17 protein-coding genes are annotated in these 18,427 nt (G+C 56.8%); 10 read left to right on the top strand and 7 right to left on the bottom strand.

Annotation, left to right across the window (positions count from 1 at the left end):
* Nucleotides 1-191 precede the first annotated feature (191 nt).
* Complete coding sequence (locus WC370_03375; protein ID MFA5308511.1) at nucleotides 192-959, bottom strand: SDR family oxidoreductase; 768 nt, start codon at nucleotides 957-959, stop codon at nucleotides 192-194.
* Between the two features lie 182 nt (nucleotides 960-1,141).
* Here WC370_03375 and WC370_03370 point away from each other — a divergent pair, with 182 nt between their 5' ends.
* The 5 genes from WC370_03370 to WC370_03350 all read left to right on the top strand — a co-directional run bounded on the left by WC370_03370 (nucleotide 1,142) and on the right by WC370_03350 (nucleotide 6,051).
* On the top strand, nucleotides 1,142-1,342 hold the full coding sequence (locus tag WC370_03370; GenBank protein MFA5308510.1) for a hypothetical protein: 201 nt from the start codon (nucleotides 1,142-1,144) through the stop codon (nucleotides 1,340-1,342).
* Between the two features lie 220 nt (nucleotides 1,343-1,562).
* Nucleotides 1,563-2,060: a PadR family transcriptional regulator gene (locus tag WC370_03365; protein ID MFA5308509.1), complete on the top strand. Its 498-nt coding sequence runs from the start codon at nucleotides 1,563-1,565 to the stop codon at nucleotides 2,058-2,060.
* A 19-nt stretch (nucleotides 2,061-2,079) separates the two neighbouring features.
* The gene (locus WC370_03360) at nucleotides 2,080-3,624 is read left to right on the top strand and encodes a DHA2 family efflux MFS transporter permease subunit (GenBank protein MFA5308508.1); all 1,545 of its coding nucleotides are present in this window, start codon (nucleotides 2,080-2,082) and stop codon (nucleotides 3,622-3,624) included.
* A gap of 164 nt (nucleotides 3,625-3,788) precedes the next feature.
* A complete protein-coding gene (locus WC370_03355; protein ID MFA5308507.1) occupies nucleotides 3,789-5,735 on the top strand; it encodes an FAD-binding protein in 1,947 nt (648 codons plus the stop codon).
* A 10-nt stretch (nucleotides 5,736-5,745) separates the two neighbouring features.
* Entirely contained in the window at nucleotides 5,746-6,051 is a 306-nt protein-coding gene (locus tag WC370_03350) for a ferredoxin family protein (protein MFA5308506.1), read from the top strand.
* Nucleotides 6,052-6,156: 105 nt separating this feature from the next.
* On the opposite strand, the gene WC370_03345 is transcribed toward WC370_03350, so the two are convergent.
* From WC370_03345 to WC370_03330, 4 genes are all read right to left on the bottom strand, one after another.
* The gene (locus tag WC370_03345; protein ID MFA5308505.1) at nucleotides 6,157-7,701 is read right to left on the bottom strand and encodes an MFS transporter; all 1,545 of its coding nucleotides are present in this window, start codon (nucleotides 7,699-7,701) and stop codon (nucleotides 6,157-6,159) included.
* A 70-nt stretch (nucleotides 7,702-7,771) separates the two neighbouring features.
* On the bottom strand, nucleotides 7,772-8,209 hold the full coding sequence (locus tag WC370_03340) for a MarR family transcriptional regulator (protein MFA5308504.1): 438 nt from the start codon (nucleotides 8,207-8,209) through the stop codon (nucleotides 7,772-7,774).
* A 254-nt stretch (nucleotides 8,210-8,463) separates the two neighbouring features.
* Nucleotides 8,464-10,575, bottom strand: coding sequence for an MmgE/PrpD family protein (locus WC370_03335; protein MFA5308503.1), 2,112 nt, complete (start codon nucleotides 10,573-10,575; stop codon nucleotides 8,464-8,466).
* A 74-nt stretch (nucleotides 10,576-10,649) separates the two neighbouring features.
* Nucleotides 10,650-11,486 (bottom strand): SDR family oxidoreductase, encoded by an 837-nt coding sequence (locus tag WC370_03330; protein ID MFA5308502.1) that lies wholly within the window; start codon nucleotides 11,484-11,486, stop codon nucleotides 10,650-10,652.
* Nucleotides 11,487-11,811: 325 nt separating this feature from the next.
* On the opposite strand from WC370_03330, the gene WC370_03325 reads away from it, so the two are divergent.
* The 4 genes from WC370_03325 to WC370_03310 all read left to right on the top strand — a co-directional run bounded on the left by WC370_03325 (nucleotide 11,812) and on the right by WC370_03310 (nucleotide 14,375).
* Nucleotides 11,812-12,588, top strand: coding sequence for an SDR family NAD(P)-dependent oxidoreductase (locus tag WC370_03325; protein MFA5308501.1), 777 nt, complete (start codon nucleotides 11,812-11,814; stop codon nucleotides 12,586-12,588).
* A gap of 99 nt (nucleotides 12,589-12,687) precedes the next feature.
* Nucleotides 12,688-13,362 (top strand): hypothetical protein, encoded by a 675-nt coding sequence (locus tag WC370_03320; GenBank protein ID MFA5308500.1) that lies wholly within the window; start codon nucleotides 12,688-12,690, stop codon nucleotides 13,360-13,362.
* Between the two features lie 23 nt (nucleotides 13,363-13,385).
* Entirely contained in the window at nucleotides 13,386-13,967 is a 582-nt protein-coding gene (locus tag WC370_03315) for a hypothetical protein (protein ID MFA5308499.1), read from the top strand.
* Between the two features lie 30 nt (nucleotides 13,968-13,997).
* A complete protein-coding gene (locus tag WC370_03310; protein MFA5308498.1) occupies nucleotides 13,998-14,375 on the top strand; it encodes a hypothetical protein in 378 nt (125 codons plus the stop codon).
* Between the two features lie 9 nt (nucleotides 14,376-14,384).
* Here the strand turns inward: WC370_03310 and WC370_03305 are convergent, their stop codons facing one another.
* Together WC370_03305 and WC370_03300 are read right to left on the bottom strand one after the other, a co-directional pair.
* Complete coding sequence (locus tag WC370_03305) at nucleotides 14,385-15,896, bottom strand: FAD-dependent oxidoreductase (protein ID MFA5308497.1); 1,512 nt, start codon at nucleotides 15,894-15,896, stop codon at nucleotides 14,385-14,387.
* On the bottom strand, nucleotides 15,854-16,309 hold the full coding sequence (locus WC370_03300; GenBank protein ID MFA5308496.1) for an NUDIX domain-containing protein: 456 nt from the start codon (nucleotides 16,307-16,309) through the stop codon (nucleotides 15,854-15,856). Before WC370_03300 ends, WC370_03305 begins: the two co-directional genes overlap by 43 nt.
* Before the next feature lie 417 nt (nucleotides 16,310-16,726).
* Between WC370_03300 and WC370_03295 the strand changes: the two genes are divergently transcribed.
* The gene (locus WC370_03295) at nucleotides 16,727-18,379 is read left to right on the top strand and encodes a peptide ABC transporter substrate-binding protein (protein MFA5308495.1); all 1,653 of its coding nucleotides are present in this window, start codon (nucleotides 16,727-16,729) and stop codon (nucleotides 18,377-18,379) included.
* Nucleotides 18,380-18,427: the final 48 nt, after the last annotated feature.

Here is an 18,427-nt window from a genome sequence, read left to right as displayed (position 1 = left end):
CTTCCTGATGTCTTCTACTACCGTTTGTTTAAACTTCCCGGTATACGGTTTCCCTTTTGGCATAAAAATACACCCCTAAAGTTATTTCCAGCATATCATACTGTCCAACTTTAGGGGTGCAGTTCATTCGGCCCCCCTCCCCTTTTCCCCTTTATTGCTTAATACTTCCTTATTCCTTGTTACTTGCTCGCTTAAAGCATCACCGTGCCGCCGTCCACGTACAGCACCTGCCCGGTAATGAAGTCGGACGCGGCGGAGGCTAAAAATACCGCCGCTCCCAGCAGGTCCTGCGGCTCCTCGCGGCGCTGGAAAGCCTGCTCGGCGGTGGCCAGCTTGAATGTCCCCTCGCTGTCGCGCTGGTCCAGGCTGGCGGCGGTGGTAGTGTATCCCGGCGCGATGGCGTTGACGTTAATGTTGGCGCCGCCCAGAGCGCGGGCCATGGCATGGGTAAAGGTGTAAATCGTGCCCTTGGAGCAGGCGTAAGGCAGGAAGACCTGCGCCGCCGGCACCTGCGGTACGTTGGAGGCGATATTGATTATCTTGCCCTGCTTGGCTTTGGTCATAAATGGCGCCACCGCCTTGCAGCACAGCCACGTCCCGATGACGTTAACCTTCAATATCCGCTCCCAGTCCTCCACCTTCCAGGCGTCCCAGGGGGTAATGTTCAGCCCGGCCCAGATGCCGGCGTTGTTCACCAGGATGTCTATCTGGCCGTAGAGCTTCATGGCCTCTTCCGCCATTTTCTGCGTTGCCTTTTCATCGGAAACATCCGTCATGATGGCCGCCGCTTTGCCGCCCTTGGCTTTGATTTCCGCGGCGGTCTCTTCCGCCTGCTTCAGCCCGACATCCGGCAGCAGCAGCCTGGCCCCTTCTTCGGCGTACTTCAGCGCGAAGGCTTTACCCAGTCCCCTGCCTCCCCCGGTAATGATGGCTACTTTATCTTTTAATACTCCAGGCATCCGTTCCTCCTTAAATTAGTTGCATCTTTGTAATAGCCGACTGAAAAAAATGTACATCACTACTAGCGGTATGTCAAGTTCAAAAAACTATACTTACGTACAGGTTAAGCTATTCTTCCGGATATAGTATTCGGGATTTTTCTGTCTTATAATAGTGGCATAGATTATTGAGGAGGCACAAAATGGGTTACTTTAGAATTCTGGCCGCTATTCCCGGGTTTTTCCTGAGCTCCTTTTTCCTGATGCTGCTCTGGGGCGTGATTGCGTCTCACCTGGACTTGAGCCTCACGCTTAGCTACGTCAACGCCATGCTGGTAAACATCACCCTCTGGCTGGCCGTGGCGCCGCTGGCTACCGCCCACCGCGGGCGCCGGCACGACTAACCGGGGAGGCTTTTAGCGGTAAGGAAAGCCGCCGCGGGGCCGGAGAGGCGCCCGGTTAGCGCCATGACGGTGGCGGCAGGGGCATCTTACGGGGCAGGCCGTTTGGCCTGCCCTTCCTTTTCCGCCGCCCCACCAGCCGAAAATATATTTTTTCAAAACCCGTTGACAAAGCTACTACAACACATTACAATATATCGTAATACATACATTGGCGTACGATATGTTGAAGCACATCTTTGAGTCCAAACATCATTCCCGCTTATTCGCCAAGGGCGATATCAAGTACGTTATCCTCAACCTGCTACAGAGCGGGCCGAGCCACGGCTATGAAATCATCCATTCCCTGGAGCAACACTTCCACGGTTTTTATACCCCCAGCGCCGGCAGCGTTTACCCTACCCTGCAAATGCTGGAAGACATGGGCTATGTTTCCTCCTCCGTGCGGGACGGCAAAAAAGTCTATGTTATCAGCGCGGCCGGCACCCGCTTCCTGGAGGAAAGCCGGGACACTGTCATCCGCATTAAAAACCACATGCTCCACTGGCAGCAGGAAAGCAGCCGGGACGAGCTGCGCGATGCCTACCGCGAGCTGAGAAGAATGGTGCGCTTAGTCGACCGTAAAACACAGCATTTGAGCAAGAAAAGGCTGGCGGAAATCAAGGACATCATCGCCGCGGCCTGCAACAATATTGAAAATATCATCGATGAAGAAGGATAAATGTAAAATGGAGACATCTATGCCGGACCAGACAAAAGCCTACCGCCAGCGTTGGATCGCCCTTGCCTTCATGGGTGTTGCCCTGCTGATTATCTCCCTGGACAATACGGTACTGAACCTGGCATTGCCCTCGATTGCCAAAGACCTGGGCTCCAGCAGCAGCCAGCTCCAGTGGATTGTGGACGCCTACGTGCTGGCCATCGCCGGGCTTTTACTGACGATAGGCTACCTGGGCGACCGGCTGGGACGCAAGCCCACGCTGATGGTTGGCCTGGTAATCTTCGCCGTTTTCTCACTGGGAGCGGCGCTTTCCAAGTCCAACGTAACGCTCATCGCCATGCGGGCGCTGATGGGCATCGGGGCGGCGACGATTATGCCGGCCACGCTTTCCATTCTTACCGCCACTTTCCGCGAGCCGAAAGAGCGGGCCACGGCCATCGCGCTCTGGGCGGCGGTATTTTCCCTTGGCATGGGCATCGGGCCGCTGGTGGGCGGCTGGCTGCTGGAGAACTACCACTGGAGCTCGGTATTCTATATCAATATACCGGTCATCGCGGTGGGGCTCATCGGCGGGGGCATTTTCATCGCCAACTCGAAGTCGGAAAATCCCCGCAAGCTGGACTTTCCGGGGGCGCTGGCCTCCATCGCCGGGATGTTTATCCTGGTCTACGCCATTATCCAGGCCGGCAACGACGGCTGGACGGAGACCCATGTGCTTGCCTCCTTTGCCGGGGCGGCGGTGCTGCTGGGCGGTTTTATCCTCTGGGAGTTCAAGTACAAAAACGCTATGCTGCCGCTGAAATTCTTTAAAAATATGTCATTTACCGGCGCCAACATCGCGCTGACGCTGGTGCACTTCGGGCTGATGGGCTCCTTCTTCTTCCTGGGGCAGTTTTTACAGTCCGTGCAGGGCTTCACGCCGCTCCAGGCCGGCGTCAGGCTGCTGCCGATGGCGGGTGTATCCTTCGTGGCGGCTATCGTCTCCGCGTCTATTGCCCGGCTCATCGGCACCAAATACACCGTGGCGTTAGGCATTCTGATAGCGGCCGTGGGTTTCTACTATTTTTCCGTCATCGCCGCGGTGGACGTCCCCTATTCCTCTTTCGTGCTGGCGATGTGCATCGTCTCGCTGGGCATCGGCTTCACCATGGCGCCGTCCACCAACTCCATCATGGGCTCGGTGCCGGTGGACCAGTCCGGCGTCGGCTCGGCGGTAAACAGCACCGTGCGGCAAATTGGCGGGGCGCTGGGGGTGGCGGTGCTGGGCACGATACTCAACTCCACCTACATCGCGGATATCAATGCCGTGGCCTGGCCGCCGCAGCTTCCCGCTTCGGCGGTGGAAATTATCGGGGGGAGCGTCCAGGGGGCCAACGCCGTGGCGCAGACCGTCCAGGCGCAGTCGCCGCAGCTGGCGCAGCTGATTACGGATACATCCCACAGAGCTTTTACCTCCGGCTCGGAGCGGGCGCTGGTGGTAGCCGCTATTATCATGGCGGTCAGCGCCGTGCTGACGCTTTTCATCCTGCCCAACCGGGTAAGGCCGCCGCAGGAAGACAGCTAGTCGCTTAACGCCGCTTTGGTATTACGGGGCAGGCCTGAAAAACCTGCCCTGTTTTTTTATTGCCAGTACGCCGTTAAAAGGAGTACAATCATACAAAAACTGCGACCCATTCCCGTCGCGGCACTTTCGTACGACTGTTAACAAAGCTAAAGGAGGCTGGTTTTATGACCCGATGGCATGACTTCATGGAAAAAGACGGCAAAGCGCCCTCCTGGCCCTACCCCATCCGCTATGACCAGGAACAGGAAATCGATACCGATGTCCTGATAATCGGCGGCGGTATCGCGGGGTGCTGGGCGGCTATCAACGCCGCGCGGCAGGGCGTGCGGGTGGCGCTGGCGGAAAAGGGGGACGTTGTCCGCAGCGGCGCCGGCGGCCCGGGCTGCGACCACTGGTGCAATGTCCCCGCCAACCCGCTCTCCAATGTCGACCCGGACGAATGGGCGCAGCACATGTCCACCATGCCCTACTGCAACGGCATCGGCAACCAGATACAGTGCCGCGAGGACTGGGACACCCTGGCGGAAATGGAGCAGATGGGGGGCAAAATCAGGGACACCAAAGACGAGTACCTCGGCGTGGAAGGCCGGGACGATAAGACCAGGATAATGATATCCCCGCGCTACACCCGCAGCGTCGGCTTCGGCGCCGAATCCATGACCCGCGTACCTCTTAAAAGCAACCCGGAAGGCAAGCTCAACAACGTGGTCATCAGGATATGGGGTACGACTTTCAAGCCCGCGCTGAAAAAGGAATGCAAGCGGCTGGGCGTTAAAATCTTCGACCGCGTGATGATTACCAGCCTGCTGACGGAAAAAGGCATCCAGGGCGGACGGGTTATCGGCGCTACCGGTCTGAACGGCCGCACCGGAGAGTTCATGATATTCAGGTGCAAGGCCGCGGTGGTGGCTACCGCCGGGGACTGGTCGCTCTTTATGTTAAATACGGAGCTGACGGGCTATAACACCTTCCGCTCCCGCACCATGACCGGGGACGGCAACGCCATGGCTTTCCGCGCGGGCGCGGCCCTCACCCTGATGGAGCGCACCGGCATCCTGAACATAGGCACCGGCTACAAGCATACCTGGTACGGCGGCGCCGGCGATGCCAGCTACGAGAACGTCCAACTGGTGGACGCCAACGGCAAAAAGCTGCCCTGGCCCACCCAGGGCTGGGCGGACGGCGGCGCCATGAGACCGACGCAGGAAACCATGGAGCAGATTATCAAAGGCATAAAAACCGGCGAGTACGCCCTGCCCTTCTACGGGGACTTCCCGGCCATGTCCGAGTTGGAGCGCCGGGCTACCTGGAAGCTGATGCTCGGTGAGGAGTCCACCTGCAAAATCATTACGGAGTCGTACGAAAAGGCCGGGTTCGACCCCGCCAGGCACCTCCTCCAAAACTATAATTTCATCGAGGGCAACAGCCCCTCGCAGTGGCGCACCGCGGGCGGCGGCGGCCCGGTGGTGGACTGGGATTTAAAGACGACGCTGGACGGCCTTTACGTGGCTGGGGAAAACATGTTCGCCGCCGGCGACCATTCTTACGCGGCGGCCACGGGCCGGTACGCCGGACGCAAAGCGGCGGCCTTCTCTAAACAGACCGGACCCGGCGCGGTGTCCAAAGACCAGCTGACCCTGGAAAAGACCCGCATTTACGCGCCGGTTAAGCGCACCGCGGGCATAGACTGGAAAGAGCTGCACGCCGGCATCGCCCGCGCCATGCAGTACTTCTGCACGGAATACAAGACGGAAAAGCTGCTGAAAATGGGGCTGGAGGCGCTCCAGGAAATCGAGGAGGTCCACGTGCCCCGGCTCTACGCGCTGGACCCGCACAAGCTGATGCGCAGCGTGGAGGATTTCAGTCTGCTGACACACGGCCGGATTATGATCAACGCCACCCTGGCGCGGCGCGCCAGCGGCCTGATGCTCAACCACTTCCGTATCGATTACCCCGAGCTCGACCCGCCGGACTGGAACAAATACCTCACCATCAAGATGGCCGACGGCAAGGTGGTCACCGGCGAGCTGCCGCAGAAGTACTGGGGCGATATGGTGGCCAACTACGAGGCGCATAATAAAGACTACACCGGTGTGTATCAAGGAAAATAAGGAGACGTCGATGGCTCAAAACAAGATATACGCTTTACCCAACATCACCACCCCGAACACCAACGTGATTTTTCATCCGGAGGTGTGCAACGGCTGCAACCACTGCGTAGAGGTCTGCCAGGTGGACGTCTATATCCCCAACCCGGAGAAAGGCAAGCCGCCGGTGATTTTACACCCGGACGAGTGCTGGTACTGCGGCTGCTGCGTGAACGATTGCCCCCGCCCCGGCTCGATAAGCTTCAACTGGCCGGTGCAACAGCGGGCCTACTGGAAGGACAAAGCCACCGGGAAGGTCTTAAGAGACAGCCAGACATAGGTCATCGCCATGAGCATTCATGGTGATTTTGCCAGGCCACGGCGGCGCAGCAATCTCATGGCCTTGAATGCCGTCATAGTCCGACTGTTTATCAGCCTGTCGCTTCTAGTCTTCGATTGGCGGTTGGATTTTAGCCGGCAGGATAATCAGGGTAATCAGTCCGGCGGCGGCGGAAATGATCGCGCCTATCACCAGCGCCTCTTTCATGCCGGAGACAAAGGCGTTGTTGGTGACATCGATAATGGTCTTCGTAACGGCAGGGTCACCCATTTTATCCGCGAAGATATGGGCGCCCTGGATACCGCTGCGGATGGCATCCAGCCCCTGCGCCGGCAGGCCCATCTGTGGATTACCCAGCGCCAGGTTGACTTTGCTGATATAGGTGTTGTTCATTAATGTGCCCAATACCGCTACGCCCAGCGCGCCGCCCACCTGGCGCAAGGTGTTATTCATCGCCGACCCTACACCCGCTTTGTTGACCGGTACGGAACCCATTATAGAGTTCGTGGCCGGGCTCATGGCCATCGCCATTCCGGAGCACAGGACGATCATGGCAATTAAAAGCACCCAGTAGGGAGTATCCACACGTACTATCTGTGAAACGTAGTAAAGACCGCCGGCCGCTATCAATATTCCTAAGCCTACGCTCAGCTTTATCCCGATGCTTCTGGCGATGCGCGCCGAGCTGACGGCCATAATCATCAATATGGGCGCCATCGGCAAAAGACGTAATCCGGCCTGGAGCGGCGTGAAGCCCTGCACGGACTGGAAATACTGGCCCAGGAAAAACAGCGAGCCGAACATGGAAAACATGACCATCGCCAGGGCGATATTCGCTCCCGTGAAGGACATGTTTTTAAACAGCTTCATCGGCATCATGGCGTTGGGAGAACGCCTTTCCCACCAGATGAACAGCAGCAGTACCACCACCGCCGTGCCTAAAGACCATACTACCTGGCCCTCCGTCCAGCTTCCTCTCCCCGCCTGGATAATGCCATACACCAGGGCGAACAGGCCGATAATGGACATCAGCAACCCGGGAATGTCCGTTCTGGGGGCTTTTTCATCACGGGACTCTCCCACGAAGAAATTCACTCCGATTAATCCGATAACGACCACCGGCAGATTGATGTAAAAAACTGAACTCCAGGAAAAGTGTTCCAGCAGGCTCCCGGCGATAACCGGGCCGACACCGGAACCGAGCCCGAATATTCCCGCCCAAATCCCTATGGCCAGGGCCCTTTCTTTCGCATCGGTGAAGGTGGCCGTGATGATGGAAAGGGTGGAAGGCATAATGATTGCCCCGCCGATACCCAGGAACGCCCGGAAACCGATAAGCATCCCTTCCGATGTGGCCAGTGCGCAGGCCAGTGACCCTATGCCGAAGACTATCTGCCCCACCTGGAGGGCTCGCTTGCGGCCGGTCCGGTCGCCAATCGACCCCGAAGTCAGGAGTAGCGCGGCAAACACCAGCGTATAGGCATCAACAATCCATTGTAGCCCGCTGGTGCTGGCCCCTAACTGGTTGGCTATGGAAGGCAAGGCTACATTCAGGACGGTGTTGTCGATGCTGATTATTAGTAACGCAACGCCTAAAAAGGTCAGACCTAGCCAGCGTTGCCGGTATCTTTTGGCTGTTGTTGATTCCACGGGATTGTACTCCTTTACTATGCCAACCAGAATATTCTATAGCGCAATGCATATAATCCAACCGAATATCTTATTTCTCCAGGATTTTAACGGCGACTTTTTTACTTAAGTCGCAATATTTTTGCAACTCTTCATCCGATAGCACGTCAAACAGCGAGTACACTTTCCCTAAAGCCTGGGTATTAGAAATATCAATAAGCTCTTTAGTCTTTTTCGATGGCCGTATTTTTAAAGCGCGGCGGTCTTCAAGGTTTACCTCGCGGACCAGGTGCCCCTTTTTTACCAGGCTATTCACCAGTTGTGTGGCGGCGCTGCTGCTGATACCCAGCATCCGCGAGAGCTCTTTCACCCCTATGCCCTCATTCTGGTATACGATACGCAGTACCATCCATTGAGAGTTAGGGATCTGGTTTTTGGCGGAGAGAATATAGGTGCCTGTCAGCAATCTGTGCCTGATAGCGTGAAAGCTTTGCAGGATACCCTCTATTTGACTTCTTCTGTCTAACATACTGGAATAATTTATGTAAGTTACTTAATATATTAGTATCTTAACTATATATTTGTCAATAGTGCCCGGTTCCAGGGAAAATGGTTGGGTATCCTGGTGGTTTGTTACGGCTGATTGCTGTGCGCGGGTTATTGAGAAGACGCTGGCGGGTGGAGCCTCATTTGCTCTTGATATAAAATGATGAATACAATAAACGGATTCCGGCCGGATTTTACCCTGAACTAAGTCAATGTCCCGGAATTATAAAAAACACCCTATCCCAACACCCGTATAATCTCGGTGGCATCCGGCAGGGTTTCCATTATGCTCACCATTTGAATGACCTTTTCCACCTTATCCTCCCCCACCGGTTTGACAGCGCAGGCGGCGCACTCCCGGAACTTCCTGACCACGTCCTGGAAGCTCATGGGGCGCTCGGTACTGCCCAGGCAGTGCTCCACATACTCCGTGTATGACGCGCCGTCCGCCATGTCGACCGTGACGCGGGACGGCCCCACCCCGTGCCGGTCCATGGCGCTATCCAGCACGGTGTTGATTTTTTGCGCCATGCCCAGGATTTCCGGCCTTTTAATGGCTTCTTCGGTGAAGTTGTCCACCGTTACCTTGCCGTTAAACAAAGCCGCCGCCGTCACGTATGGCACGCTGAACTGGGCGTCGATAATCGTCCGCGGGTTTTTCTTTACCTCCGGCGGCCGGGAAAGGTCGTAAGCGGCCTGCCCGGCGGTAACGGTGACCTCTTTAATCTGCTCTATTTTAAAATCGTGTTTGGCTTTAATCGCCAGCACCGCGTCGATGGCGGCGTGGGTCAGCCCGCAGCAGGGGTAGGGCTTGTCCCCGATATTTATCCCCTCCCACCTTTTCCCCAGGTCGGCGGTGAGTATGGAGGGGTCGTAGTCCCCGCCCATGTAGGTAATGTACAGCCCGGACTTCCCCTCCAGGGGGTCGCGCTCGCCGGTAATGCCCCGCTCCGCCATCAGGGCGGAGGTTATCCCGGCCTTGGCCGCCAGCCCCGGCCCCATGCGCTTGGCCAAAGCGCCGTCCGCCACGCCAGAACCCGCCCCGCCACATTGATGGTAGGCCAGGCCCAAAGCGTTAATCATCCTGTCTTCATCGAGCCGGAATAGCCGGCCGGCGACAGCCGCCGCGCCCAGGTAGCCGAAGAGCGTGGTGGGGTGCCAGCCGGAGGCCAGGGCGCTCTTGCCCGGTTTGCTGGCCAGTCCCAGCCGCGCCGTGAAATCCCCGCCCAGCGCGATGGCAGTAATCAGCTCTTTGCCGCTTATCCGGCCCATGCGCTCCGCCGCGGCGAAAGCGGTGGACACCGCCACACAACCGATGTGCACCAGCGCCATCTGGTGGCCGTCATCGTAGTCCAGCGCGTGTATCATGGTGCCGTTGACCTGGGCGGCGTTGGGGGCGGGGCACTTGAAACCGTGAGCGATAACCGTGCTCTGGGCGGCACCGCCCCACTCCTGCGCCACCTCCACCAGCTCGGCCACGCCCGCTTTGCCGGAACCCCCCAGGGCGGTAGCCAGACTGTCCAGCACCTCTTGCTTGGCGGACGCTACCGCGGCTTCCGGTAAATCTTCATAACAGGTGGAGGTCAGGTATTCCGCGAAAGCGGCTATGGCGGCCACATTATTTTTTTTAGTTCGTTTCCGGCGGTCTTTCTTTAAAAACGGCGGCGGCCAGGGCGCTTCCGTCTTGCCTTTAACCTTAAAGCGGTGATTGCATTTGCCCTGTCCCTCGCCCAGGGACATCGTGCGGGTAAAACCGGTACCGCGCGCTTGAGCCGCCGCGAAATCGAGATAGCAGTAGTACGGCAGAAGCTCATCGGCGTCCTGCTCATGGTAAAACTTCATGGAGGCGCATTCGGTGAAATCCAGGCCGCTATCGAATTTTTTACCGTCGCCGGGGACGAACGTATAGACGTAATCGCCGGGATAGCGCTTTTCCTGTGTCCTTGCCGCGGCTTTTTTACTCCGTTCCCATAGCTGTTCCGGCGTTAGAAACTCGCCGGGCGGGATGGGCGGGCGCGGCTCGCCGGCTTTAACCAGGCAGACGTCATAGATTATTTTCCCCGCCTCTTCCACGCTCTTGCCGAATTTCTTCATGGCCTGGTAAAGCGCCAGGTAGCGCACGGAATCGACCAGGTTTTTGGTATAAATATTCTCGTCCCCGCCGATGTAGGGTATCTGCGGAATCAGGTTTTCAAAATTCTGGCGCGCTTCCTGCAAAATCCGGAACCCCTGTATTTCCCCATAGCGGCCGAATACCAGCGGACTCCAGCGCCGCGCGTCTTCGGCATAATCGGCTAAAAGCTTATCCCGGCGGTCTGTATAGTAGTTTTTATCTATAGGGTAGTTCATTTTTATCTTTTGCCCCTAACCCCTACTGTCAACTGTCAACTGAAAACTGTCTACCGTAAACTCACCCTTTCCCCCTAAGTCACCCCGCCGCCCAGCGCAATCACCTCGCCGGTGACGTAGGTTGCCAGGTCGGAGACCAGGAAATAGGTCAGGTCCGCCGCCTCTTCCGGGGTGCCGAGCCGCCCCCAGGGGATGCGGTTAGCCAGTCCGCCCTGGTCTTTCTTGCGCGCCTCTTCCCAGCTGATGCCCTCCGCCTCCGCCATTTTCTGGAAGGCATCATCCCGCAGGTTGGTCACAATCATGCCCGGGTTGATGCCGTTGACGTTGATTTGATATTTGGCCAGCTCCAGCGCCAGGCTCTTGGTAAGCCCGATGGTGCCGTACTTGGCGGCGGAATAGGCCGCGCTGCCCGTCACGCCGTGAGTGCCCGCCAGCGAGCAGAAGATGACCATCTTCCCCCCTTTTTTCCCCGCCACCATCATGCGCGCTGCCGCTTTGCAGACCAGGAACGCCCCCACCAGGTCGATGTCGATAACCGACCTTATGTCTTTTTCCGCGAGGTCGATAACGTTAACGCCCACCGGCCCGCGGATGGCGGCGGCATGAACCAGTATGTCCAGCCGGCCGAACTGCTCCAGGATTTTACCCATCGCCGCTTCTATTTCCCGGTTGACATTGATATCCAGCGTCAACGCCAGGCCTTTCCGGCCCAGCGCCTTGATTTCCCTGACGATTTCCTCCAGGCCGCCCCATTTTTCATCGCCGGGGAACATGCTCTTGGGGGTAGCGAACTTGTCCGCCACGATGACATCCGCCCCCTCTTTAGCCAGCTTTATGGCGATGGCGTGGCCCATGCCCCGCTTGCTGGCGGCGCCGGTGACCAGGGCTGTTTTTCCTTGCAGGCTGCTCATGATAGGCATCATCTCCTTTTTGCAATCAGAATAAGACTGTTGACCTATTATACAATATCGGAGGGAAAGCTCTAAATCCTAAGCTCTAAATACTAAATAATTTCAAAAATCAAAACTTAAAACCATGATAAAAAAACTGAAGCTTTCTGATACGTTATCTGTTCTTGTTACTTGTCACTTGAAACTTAACACAATCATCCTCCCTCTCCTTGCCAGCGGGGAAAGGGATAAGAGGGAGAGAGGTTGGTTACTTGTCCCCTATTACTTGTCACTTACCGTCATATCGGGTATATTGAGACTTGAAATGCGTTCACGGGAGGCTGCAATGCTGCTTAAAGACAAGGTGGCTGTCATAACCGGCGGGGCGGCGGGCATCGGGCGGGGCATCGCGGTACGGTTCGCCGCGGAAGGCGCGAAGGTGGTTATCGCGGATATTTCCCCGGACAAGGGCGAAAAGACCGCGGCGGACATTAAAAAGGGGGGCGGGGAGGCTTTTTTTGTCAGGTGCGACGTTGCCGATGGTCAACAGGTCCAGGCCCTGGCCGACCTCGCGGTAGAGAGGTACGGGAAAATAGATATCCTGGTGAATAACGCCGGCGGCGTCTCCGGCGACGCTAAAATAGAGGACACCACGGAGGCGGCCTGGGACAAGATAATAGACATCAACCTGAAAGGCCAGTTCCTGTGCTGCCGGGCGGTGGTGCCGGTAATGAAAAAGAACAGGTACGGCAAGATTATCAACCTTTCATCCATGGGGGCCGTCAGCCCGCCAGCGCCCATCGTGCATTACCATGCCGCCAAGGGCGGGGTGCTGGGACTGACGCGGGACCTGGCCGTGGAGCTGGCGCACCTGAATATCACCGTGAACGCCATCCTGCCCGGCCCGATATTGACCGACTTTTATACCGATATCCTGAAAGAGCAGCCGGGCCTGCTGGAAAAGCTCAATAAAAAAGTCCCGATGCGCCGTATGGGCACGCCGGAGGACATCGCCGGGGTGGCTTTATTCCTGGCCTCCGGGCTTTCTTCTTACGTGACGGGGGAAGATATCTGCGTGGGCGGGGGCCTGCCTTTATCCCCGCTGGACGAGGATAAGCTGTAGGGAAGGGTTTTGGCGATGGATGACCGTGTACGCCAATGGGTCGAGAATGCCGCCGGACTGCCTCTCCAGGCGTTCCCGGATGAAGGAGTGCGCGTTCGCGTGTCCGGGGCAAGGACGGATAAGCCAAAGAACCGGCTGCTCGTCCAGCGTATTACAGGTAATAGCGGCATCCTGGTAACCGGCATTCCGCGCATCGTGACAGCGGTGAAAGATTGTGCGGAATCGCTGACGGACCGGGAGCTGTTTTCGCCCTTCGGCCTCGCGGCAATAAAAAGGGCGTTGCCGTCCGCCGATGCGGCATCTCTCGATGAGATGTACGGTCTCGACTACTTTCTTACGGAGCGTGAAAAATTCCGCCCGGTTAAGCCCCGGCATGACGTGGCGGCTTTAAAAAAGAAGGACATCCCTGCCGGAGATTATGCATTACGCCTAGGGGAACGGCGTTCATCGGAGACGGGTGATTTCACCTGGGCCTTTGCCTGCTACCACAACGACCCCACGGTGCCCGCCGCTCTTTTGCCCGAATATGGCCCCCGCTGCGCCAGCGTTGCCGTCATTTTCTGGCGAGGCGATGATGTGGCCGGGTTTGGCGTGGCGACGGAAGGACCGCTACGGGGACAGGGTTATGCCCTCGATGTTGTTGCCGCGGGCACGCTATTTATTCTCGACCAGGGTGGGATTGCCTGGTACGGGGCTTACGCGAACAACATACCGTCATTACGCATCGCCGGGAGGTTGGGGTTTTCACCGGTCCATTCTTCGTTCAGCGCTTAAGAGAAACAGGAACTACAGTAAATATGGCACCAAAAAGACAGCTTCTGATCATGATAAGCGGCCCGCCGTGGGTCGGCAAAACTACCTGCGCGGCGAAAGTGTTTGCATCTCTGCAGAACGCGGCCTGGCTGGACGGCGACGATGTCTGGTGCGTCAATCCTTTTTCCGTGGAAGACCCGCGTCTGCGCAATAGCGACAGGAATATGTCTTTCGTCCTCAATACCTACCTTGAATCCAAATTCGATTACGTCCTATTATCGTCCGTGGTCCTTACGGAAAAATGGATTACCGATGGCATCCTTAACGGGATTGGAGCAAAGGACTATGACCTGCTGTTCTTCATGCTGCATTGTTCAACTCCCGCCCTGGCCGCCAGAAGCGCCGCACGGGACGGCGTGACCGGGCCGGAGTTACGGTTTGCGCGCGCGGCCAAAGCACAGGATGCGATTCATCTGGACACCACGGGCAAGACACCGGAAGAAGTAGCGGGGAAAATACTCGATATTGTCCGGGCTCCGGGAACCGCCGGTCTTGTTCTGGTGCCGCGCGGGGAAATCCGCGAGTGGAAATTTAAGGATAAAGAAAAAATAGCCGGCGGATTATAAGGGCGGGAGTGAAACCAGTTCCCCCCGTCATTGTTTGGCAATCTCTATCATGGCTTTAACCAAAATGTCATTCCCGCGAAAGCGGGAATCCAGGCGGCGGGACGGGCGGGTAAAAGAATTGTAATTGTTTTTTTTATTTATTTTCCTTTTCCCACGAGTAATCAGCTTCAAGTATTTGTTTTTTGTTATATGTTAAGTCAGCTTCAAAAACCGGGTATTTGTTTTTTAATTTATGTCAAGCAGTCGAAAATACCATCATTTATTAATGACAAGACGCAATACACGGACAGGTTATTTAATAATGCAGCCAAGAACGGGAAAAAACAAGAGGATAATGTCGGGGCGGAAGGGACAGGGGGAAAGAAGGACGGGAGACTGCCGCCTGTTCCGCCGGCCTTTTTTCAATGACAGAAAGTCCTATTTCCCGGTGTATTTCAGCGCGTTCCTCCCGGCGATGCGGCCGGAGTTGAATGCAAACGCCGATGACAGCCCGGAGGCGCACTTGATGGGGTAGCTGTCCCCGTACATCCCCCCGGCGTCGAACCCGGCGGCGTATAGCCCGGGCATGACCGCCCCGCTTTTGGCCACCACCTCCGCCCTTTCATTGATTTTTATGCCCCCCATCGTCCCCAGGAAGACCGTCCGGGCTTTCACCGCGTAGTACTTCGGGCTTTTCAGGGGATAAAGATACCGGGGGTCCTTGGCAAAAAGGTCGTCATGGCGTTTATCGCAGAAAGCGTTGTATTCGTCGATGGTGGCCCGGAGCACCGCCGGACTCACCTTCATTTGCGCGGCCAGCTCCTCTACCGTATCCCCCGCGTACAGCTCGGAGGTCTTTCTCGCCAGCGCGGTGTCTATTTCCTTATAGATGTCCACCGGCTTGCTGCCCGGCGGCACGCTGATTACCGGGTTCTTGTCGATGCCCCTCTCCAGCATCCGCTGTATGATGGCGTCGTTAAACAGGCTGTAGGTGAAGCCCTCTTTGAACCTGGCGTTGGCGTTCCCCACCGTGGCGTCATAAAAAGCGATGCTCTCATCGCAGAAGCGCTCGCCCTGCGGGCTGACCCAGAGGTCCGGCTGGACGACCGCGTATTCCAGCTGGCTGCCCATGTTGAAGTCCGGCCCCGCCGGTCCCACCCGGTAAAGCTCCAGCAGGCTTTTGCCCTCGTCCGCCGCCCCCAGCTCCCAGGCCATCCTGATACCGTCCCCCGTCTTGTCCACATTGCCCACCGGCACCAGGTTGACCCCCAGGTCGAACCCGGTGTACTTTTTCAGCCACTCTTTATGGTTGGCGTAGCCGCCGCTGGCGATGATTACCGCCCCGGCGCTGACCGTTACTTTCTGCCCGTCCGTCTCCACCGTCACCCCGGTAATGCGCTCGCCCTGCCTCACGATGTTCTTTACCGGCGCGGCCAGCCTGATATCCACCCCCTTTTCCCTGGCTTTCAGGGTCAGGGCCATGACCGCCGCCTCCCCTTTTCCCTTCACCACGTGGTAAGTGCGCGGCGCGTCCGGCATATTGATGGTAGCGTCCGTAAAGACCACTCCCTGCTTTTGCAGCCAGCCTATGGTAGCCCCGGACTCGTTGACGATGGCGCGCACCAGCCGCGGGTTGGCCAGCCAGTGGTTGTACTCCATGATGTTCTTGAAAGCCTCGTCCCGGCTGTAGGTGATGTACCTTTCCCGCTGCATATCGCTTTCCACGGCGAAGGTACCCTCGAAGAAGTTGGAGGTGCCCCCCGGCGAGCGCTCCTTCTCGAACAAAACGACTTTAGCGCCCCCCTCCGCCGCCGTTAAAGCCGCCGCCAGCCCCGCCGCCCCGGCTCCTATTACGATTACATCAGCCTGTGCCGGTATCCGGTCCATGTCAGTACCTCCTCCGTTAACTAAAAGTCGACTTCCCGCAGTTCCAGGTAGATGGTCTGCCAGTTATCCTTATAAAAAGCACCCCAGTCATACCGCAAAAGCGGGGCCGGGTAAACAACTTCGTTATCCAGCCGGTCTCTCCGGTACCATCCGGCCTCGATTATGGCTTCTTCCGCCGCGCCCCGTGTCCCGGCCAGCTTCCCGCCCACCAGTTCACAGAGGAACCATATCTTGGTAATCCGGTGCCTGAGTGAAAGCATGTCTTCCACGAAGAGTATCTTTCCGGGGCTTATTTCAAGGCCGGTCTCTTCCCGCACTTCTCTTACCGCGGCCCGGCTGGTGCTCTCGTTAATCAGCGCGCCGCCGCCCGGCCCCACCAGGTAGCTCCGCCCGGAGCGGTCGTTATACCTCACCAGCAGCACTTTAGCCTCATGTATGACGATAGCCCCGGCGGAAATCCTGAACTCCCTGTTCATTTACCTCCCGCGGCGCGCCCGCGCCGGAAAAATACCCTGATTATAGACGCTAATGAATGGGCTAAGGGATGACTTAAGCAGCGCGGATTCTTTACGCAATTATATTATATGAAACCGGGGGAAACAAATATTTCTGAGGCGGGCGGGGCAAAATATCAGCTTTGCCCTTGACATTCTTAAAAAAAACACATATATTAAGCTAATCTTAACAATACAGAAACATTTTTTTGATATATGCAAAGTTTGTGGTTATAATATTAAAGATATAATTCTAAAGTTATATCGCTGAAAGGGGGGTGTTCTCTTCTCCAACACAAAGGTGGTAGCTATCCGCCTTTTTTAATATATTTCCTGCTTTCTTAAGTTATGGAATCGGGCGAAGCGTGATTTGCCCGGAAAAATAAAAAAGGAGGAACAATGGTCAAGAAATTACTTACTCTTTTCTTCTCTCTTGTGGTAATTGCCGCGCTGGTGGTGCTTCCCTCCTGTTCTTCATCCACCTCCTCCACGCCGCAAGTACTGCGCGCCAATATCTCGGGAGAGCCTTCCCAGATCGATCCCAACCGCGCCTCATGGTCCACCGAGCGCACCGTTATCATGCAGGTCTTTGAAGGGCTGCTCGGCTTCAACCAGGACCTGAGCCTCACCGCCGTCGGCGCTAAGGAAATCCCCACCGTGGCCAACAAGGGCATCTCCGCCGATGGCAAGACCTACACCTTCAAACTGAACTCCAAGGTCACCTGGAGCGACGGCCAGAAGGTCACCGCAAGCGACTATGAATACAGTATTAAACGCCTTTTCAGCCCCGACCTGGCGGCTGAATACACATCGTTCTATTTCGACATCGTCGGCGGTGAAACTTACTATTCGGCTATCGATGCCGATGACGCCACCAAAGCACAGCTCAAGGATGCTATCGGTGTTAAAGCTATCGATGACACCACCCTGGAAATCAAACTTTACGCCCCCCGCCCCACCTTCCTGCAATTGATGGCCCTCTGGCCCGTTTACCCCGTTCGCCAGGACATCATCGAGCAGTACGGCGACCAGTGGACGGAGCCGGCGCATTACATCGGCAACGGCCCCTTCATCATGACGGAATGGGCGCATGAAGACCATATCACCCTGGTGAAGAACACCAATTACTGGGGCACCAAACCCAAGCTGGACCAGGTGGTCCTCAAGATGATTACGGATATCAACTCGGAGTATGCCGCCTACCTGAACAACGAGCTGGATATCTCCCAGGTCCCGGCCGGCATCGAACAATCCGTCATGGACGACGCGACCCTGAGTAAAGAAATCCTGCGTTATCCGGAGCTGGTCACCTTCGCCTTCCAGTTCAACGTCAACGTGGAGCCTTTTAATAACAAGAACCTGCGCAAGGCGCTGAACGCCGCCATTGACCGCGAGTCTTTCATCAATAACGTGCGGGCGGGCGTAGGCCAACCGGCTTACAGCTGGATTCCGCCGGGCATGCCTGGCTACGATGCCAGCCTGGGGGCCGACTACCACTTTAACGTGACCAAAGCCAAAGAGTTCCTGGTGGCCGCCGGCTACAAAGAGGACGGCAGCGATGTGCCGGAACTGCGGCTCCAGTATGCCGATACCGGCGTCAACCCGACGATTGCCCAGTTCGTCCAGAACCAGATTAAAGTCAACCTGGGCATCGACGTTTCTATTGAGCCGATGGAGCGCAAGGCCTTCACCGAGGCCGTCAACGCCGAGCAATACACCTGGGCGTGGTACGGCTGGGGCGCGGACTATCCCGACCCCGATAACTGGCTGCCGGAACTGTTCGGCACCGGCGCCGGCAACAACCACACCGGCTACAGCAACGGGGCCTTCGATGATCTTTGTGTTCAGGCCAAGCAAGAGCTTGACAATACCAAACGTCTGGCGCTGTGGGCCGACGCTCAGGCAATGATCGTGGATGATGCTCCCGTCCTCTTCATCCAGTACCGCGAGCGTTTCCGCCTGGTTAAACCTTCCGTCCAGGGTCTGAAATACACCGGCATGGACGGGGACGCCCCCGGCGACATGTTCTTCGCCAACGTCTATATAAAGTAATAACCGCTGAAAAAGCAGCTTTAGGGGAGAATCAGGGGGCTGAAATGG

Source organism: Dehalococcoidales bacterium (genome assembly GCA_041652735.1).
Classification (GTDB): Bacteria; Chloroflexota; Dehalococcoidia; order Dehalococcoidales; family RBG-16-60-22; genus RBG-13-51-18.
Note: the sequence above shows the minus strand (reverse complement) of the source record. Positions and strands in the feature narration are given on the sequence as shown.

Excerpts from the sequence above, each read along its gene's own strand:
- WC370_03340 (MFA5308504.1), bottom strand. The coding sequence starts at position 8,209 with ATGTTAGACAGAAGAAGTCAAATAGAGGGTATCCTGCAAAGCTTTCAC.
- WC370_03355 (MFA5308507.1), top strand. The coding sequence starts at position 3,789 with ATGACCCGATGGCATGACTTCATGGAAAAAGACGGCAAAGCGCCCTCC.
- WC370_03350 (MFA5308506.1), top strand. The coding sequence starts at position 5,746 with ATGGCTCAAAACAAGATATACGCTTTACCCAACATCACCACCCCGAAC.
- WC370_03295 (MFA5308495.1), top strand. The coding sequence starts at position 16,727 with ATGGTCAAGAAATTACTTACTCTTTTCTTCTCTCTTGTGGTAATTGCC.
- WC370_03375 (MFA5308511.1), bottom strand. The coding sequence starts at position 959 with ATGCCTGGAGTATTAAAAGATAAAGTAGCCATCATTACCGGGGGAGGC.
- WC370_03370 (MFA5308510.1), top strand. The coding sequence starts at position 1,142 with ATGGGTTACTTTAGAATTCTGGCCGCTATTCCCGGGTTTTTCCTGAGC.
- WC370_03360 (MFA5308508.1), top strand. The coding sequence starts at position 2,080 with ATGCCGGACCAGACAAAAGCCTACCGCCAGCGTTGGATCGCCCTTGCC.
- WC370_03330 (MFA5308502.1), bottom strand. The coding sequence starts at position 11,486 with ATGAGCAGCCTGCAAGGAAAAACAGCCCTGGTCACCGGCGCCGCCAGC.
- WC370_03365 (MFA5308509.1), top strand. The coding sequence starts at position 1,563 with ATGTTGAAGCACATCTTTGAGTCCAAACATCATTCCCGCTTATTCGCC.
- WC370_03315 (MFA5308499.1), top strand. The coding sequence starts at position 13,386 with ATGGCACCAAAAAGACAGCTTCTGATCATGATAAGCGGCCCGCCGTGG.
- WC370_03300 (MFA5308496.1), bottom strand. The coding sequence starts at position 16,309 with ATGAACAGGGAGTTCAGGATTTCCGCCGGGGCTATCGTCATACATGAG.
- WC370_03325 (MFA5308501.1), top strand. The coding sequence starts at position 11,812 with ATGCTGCTTAAAGACAAGGTGGCTGTCATAACCGGCGGGGCGGCGGGC.
- WC370_03335 (MFA5308503.1), bottom strand. The coding sequence starts at position 10,575 with ATGAACTACCCTATAGATAAAAACTACTATACAGACCGCCGGGATAAG.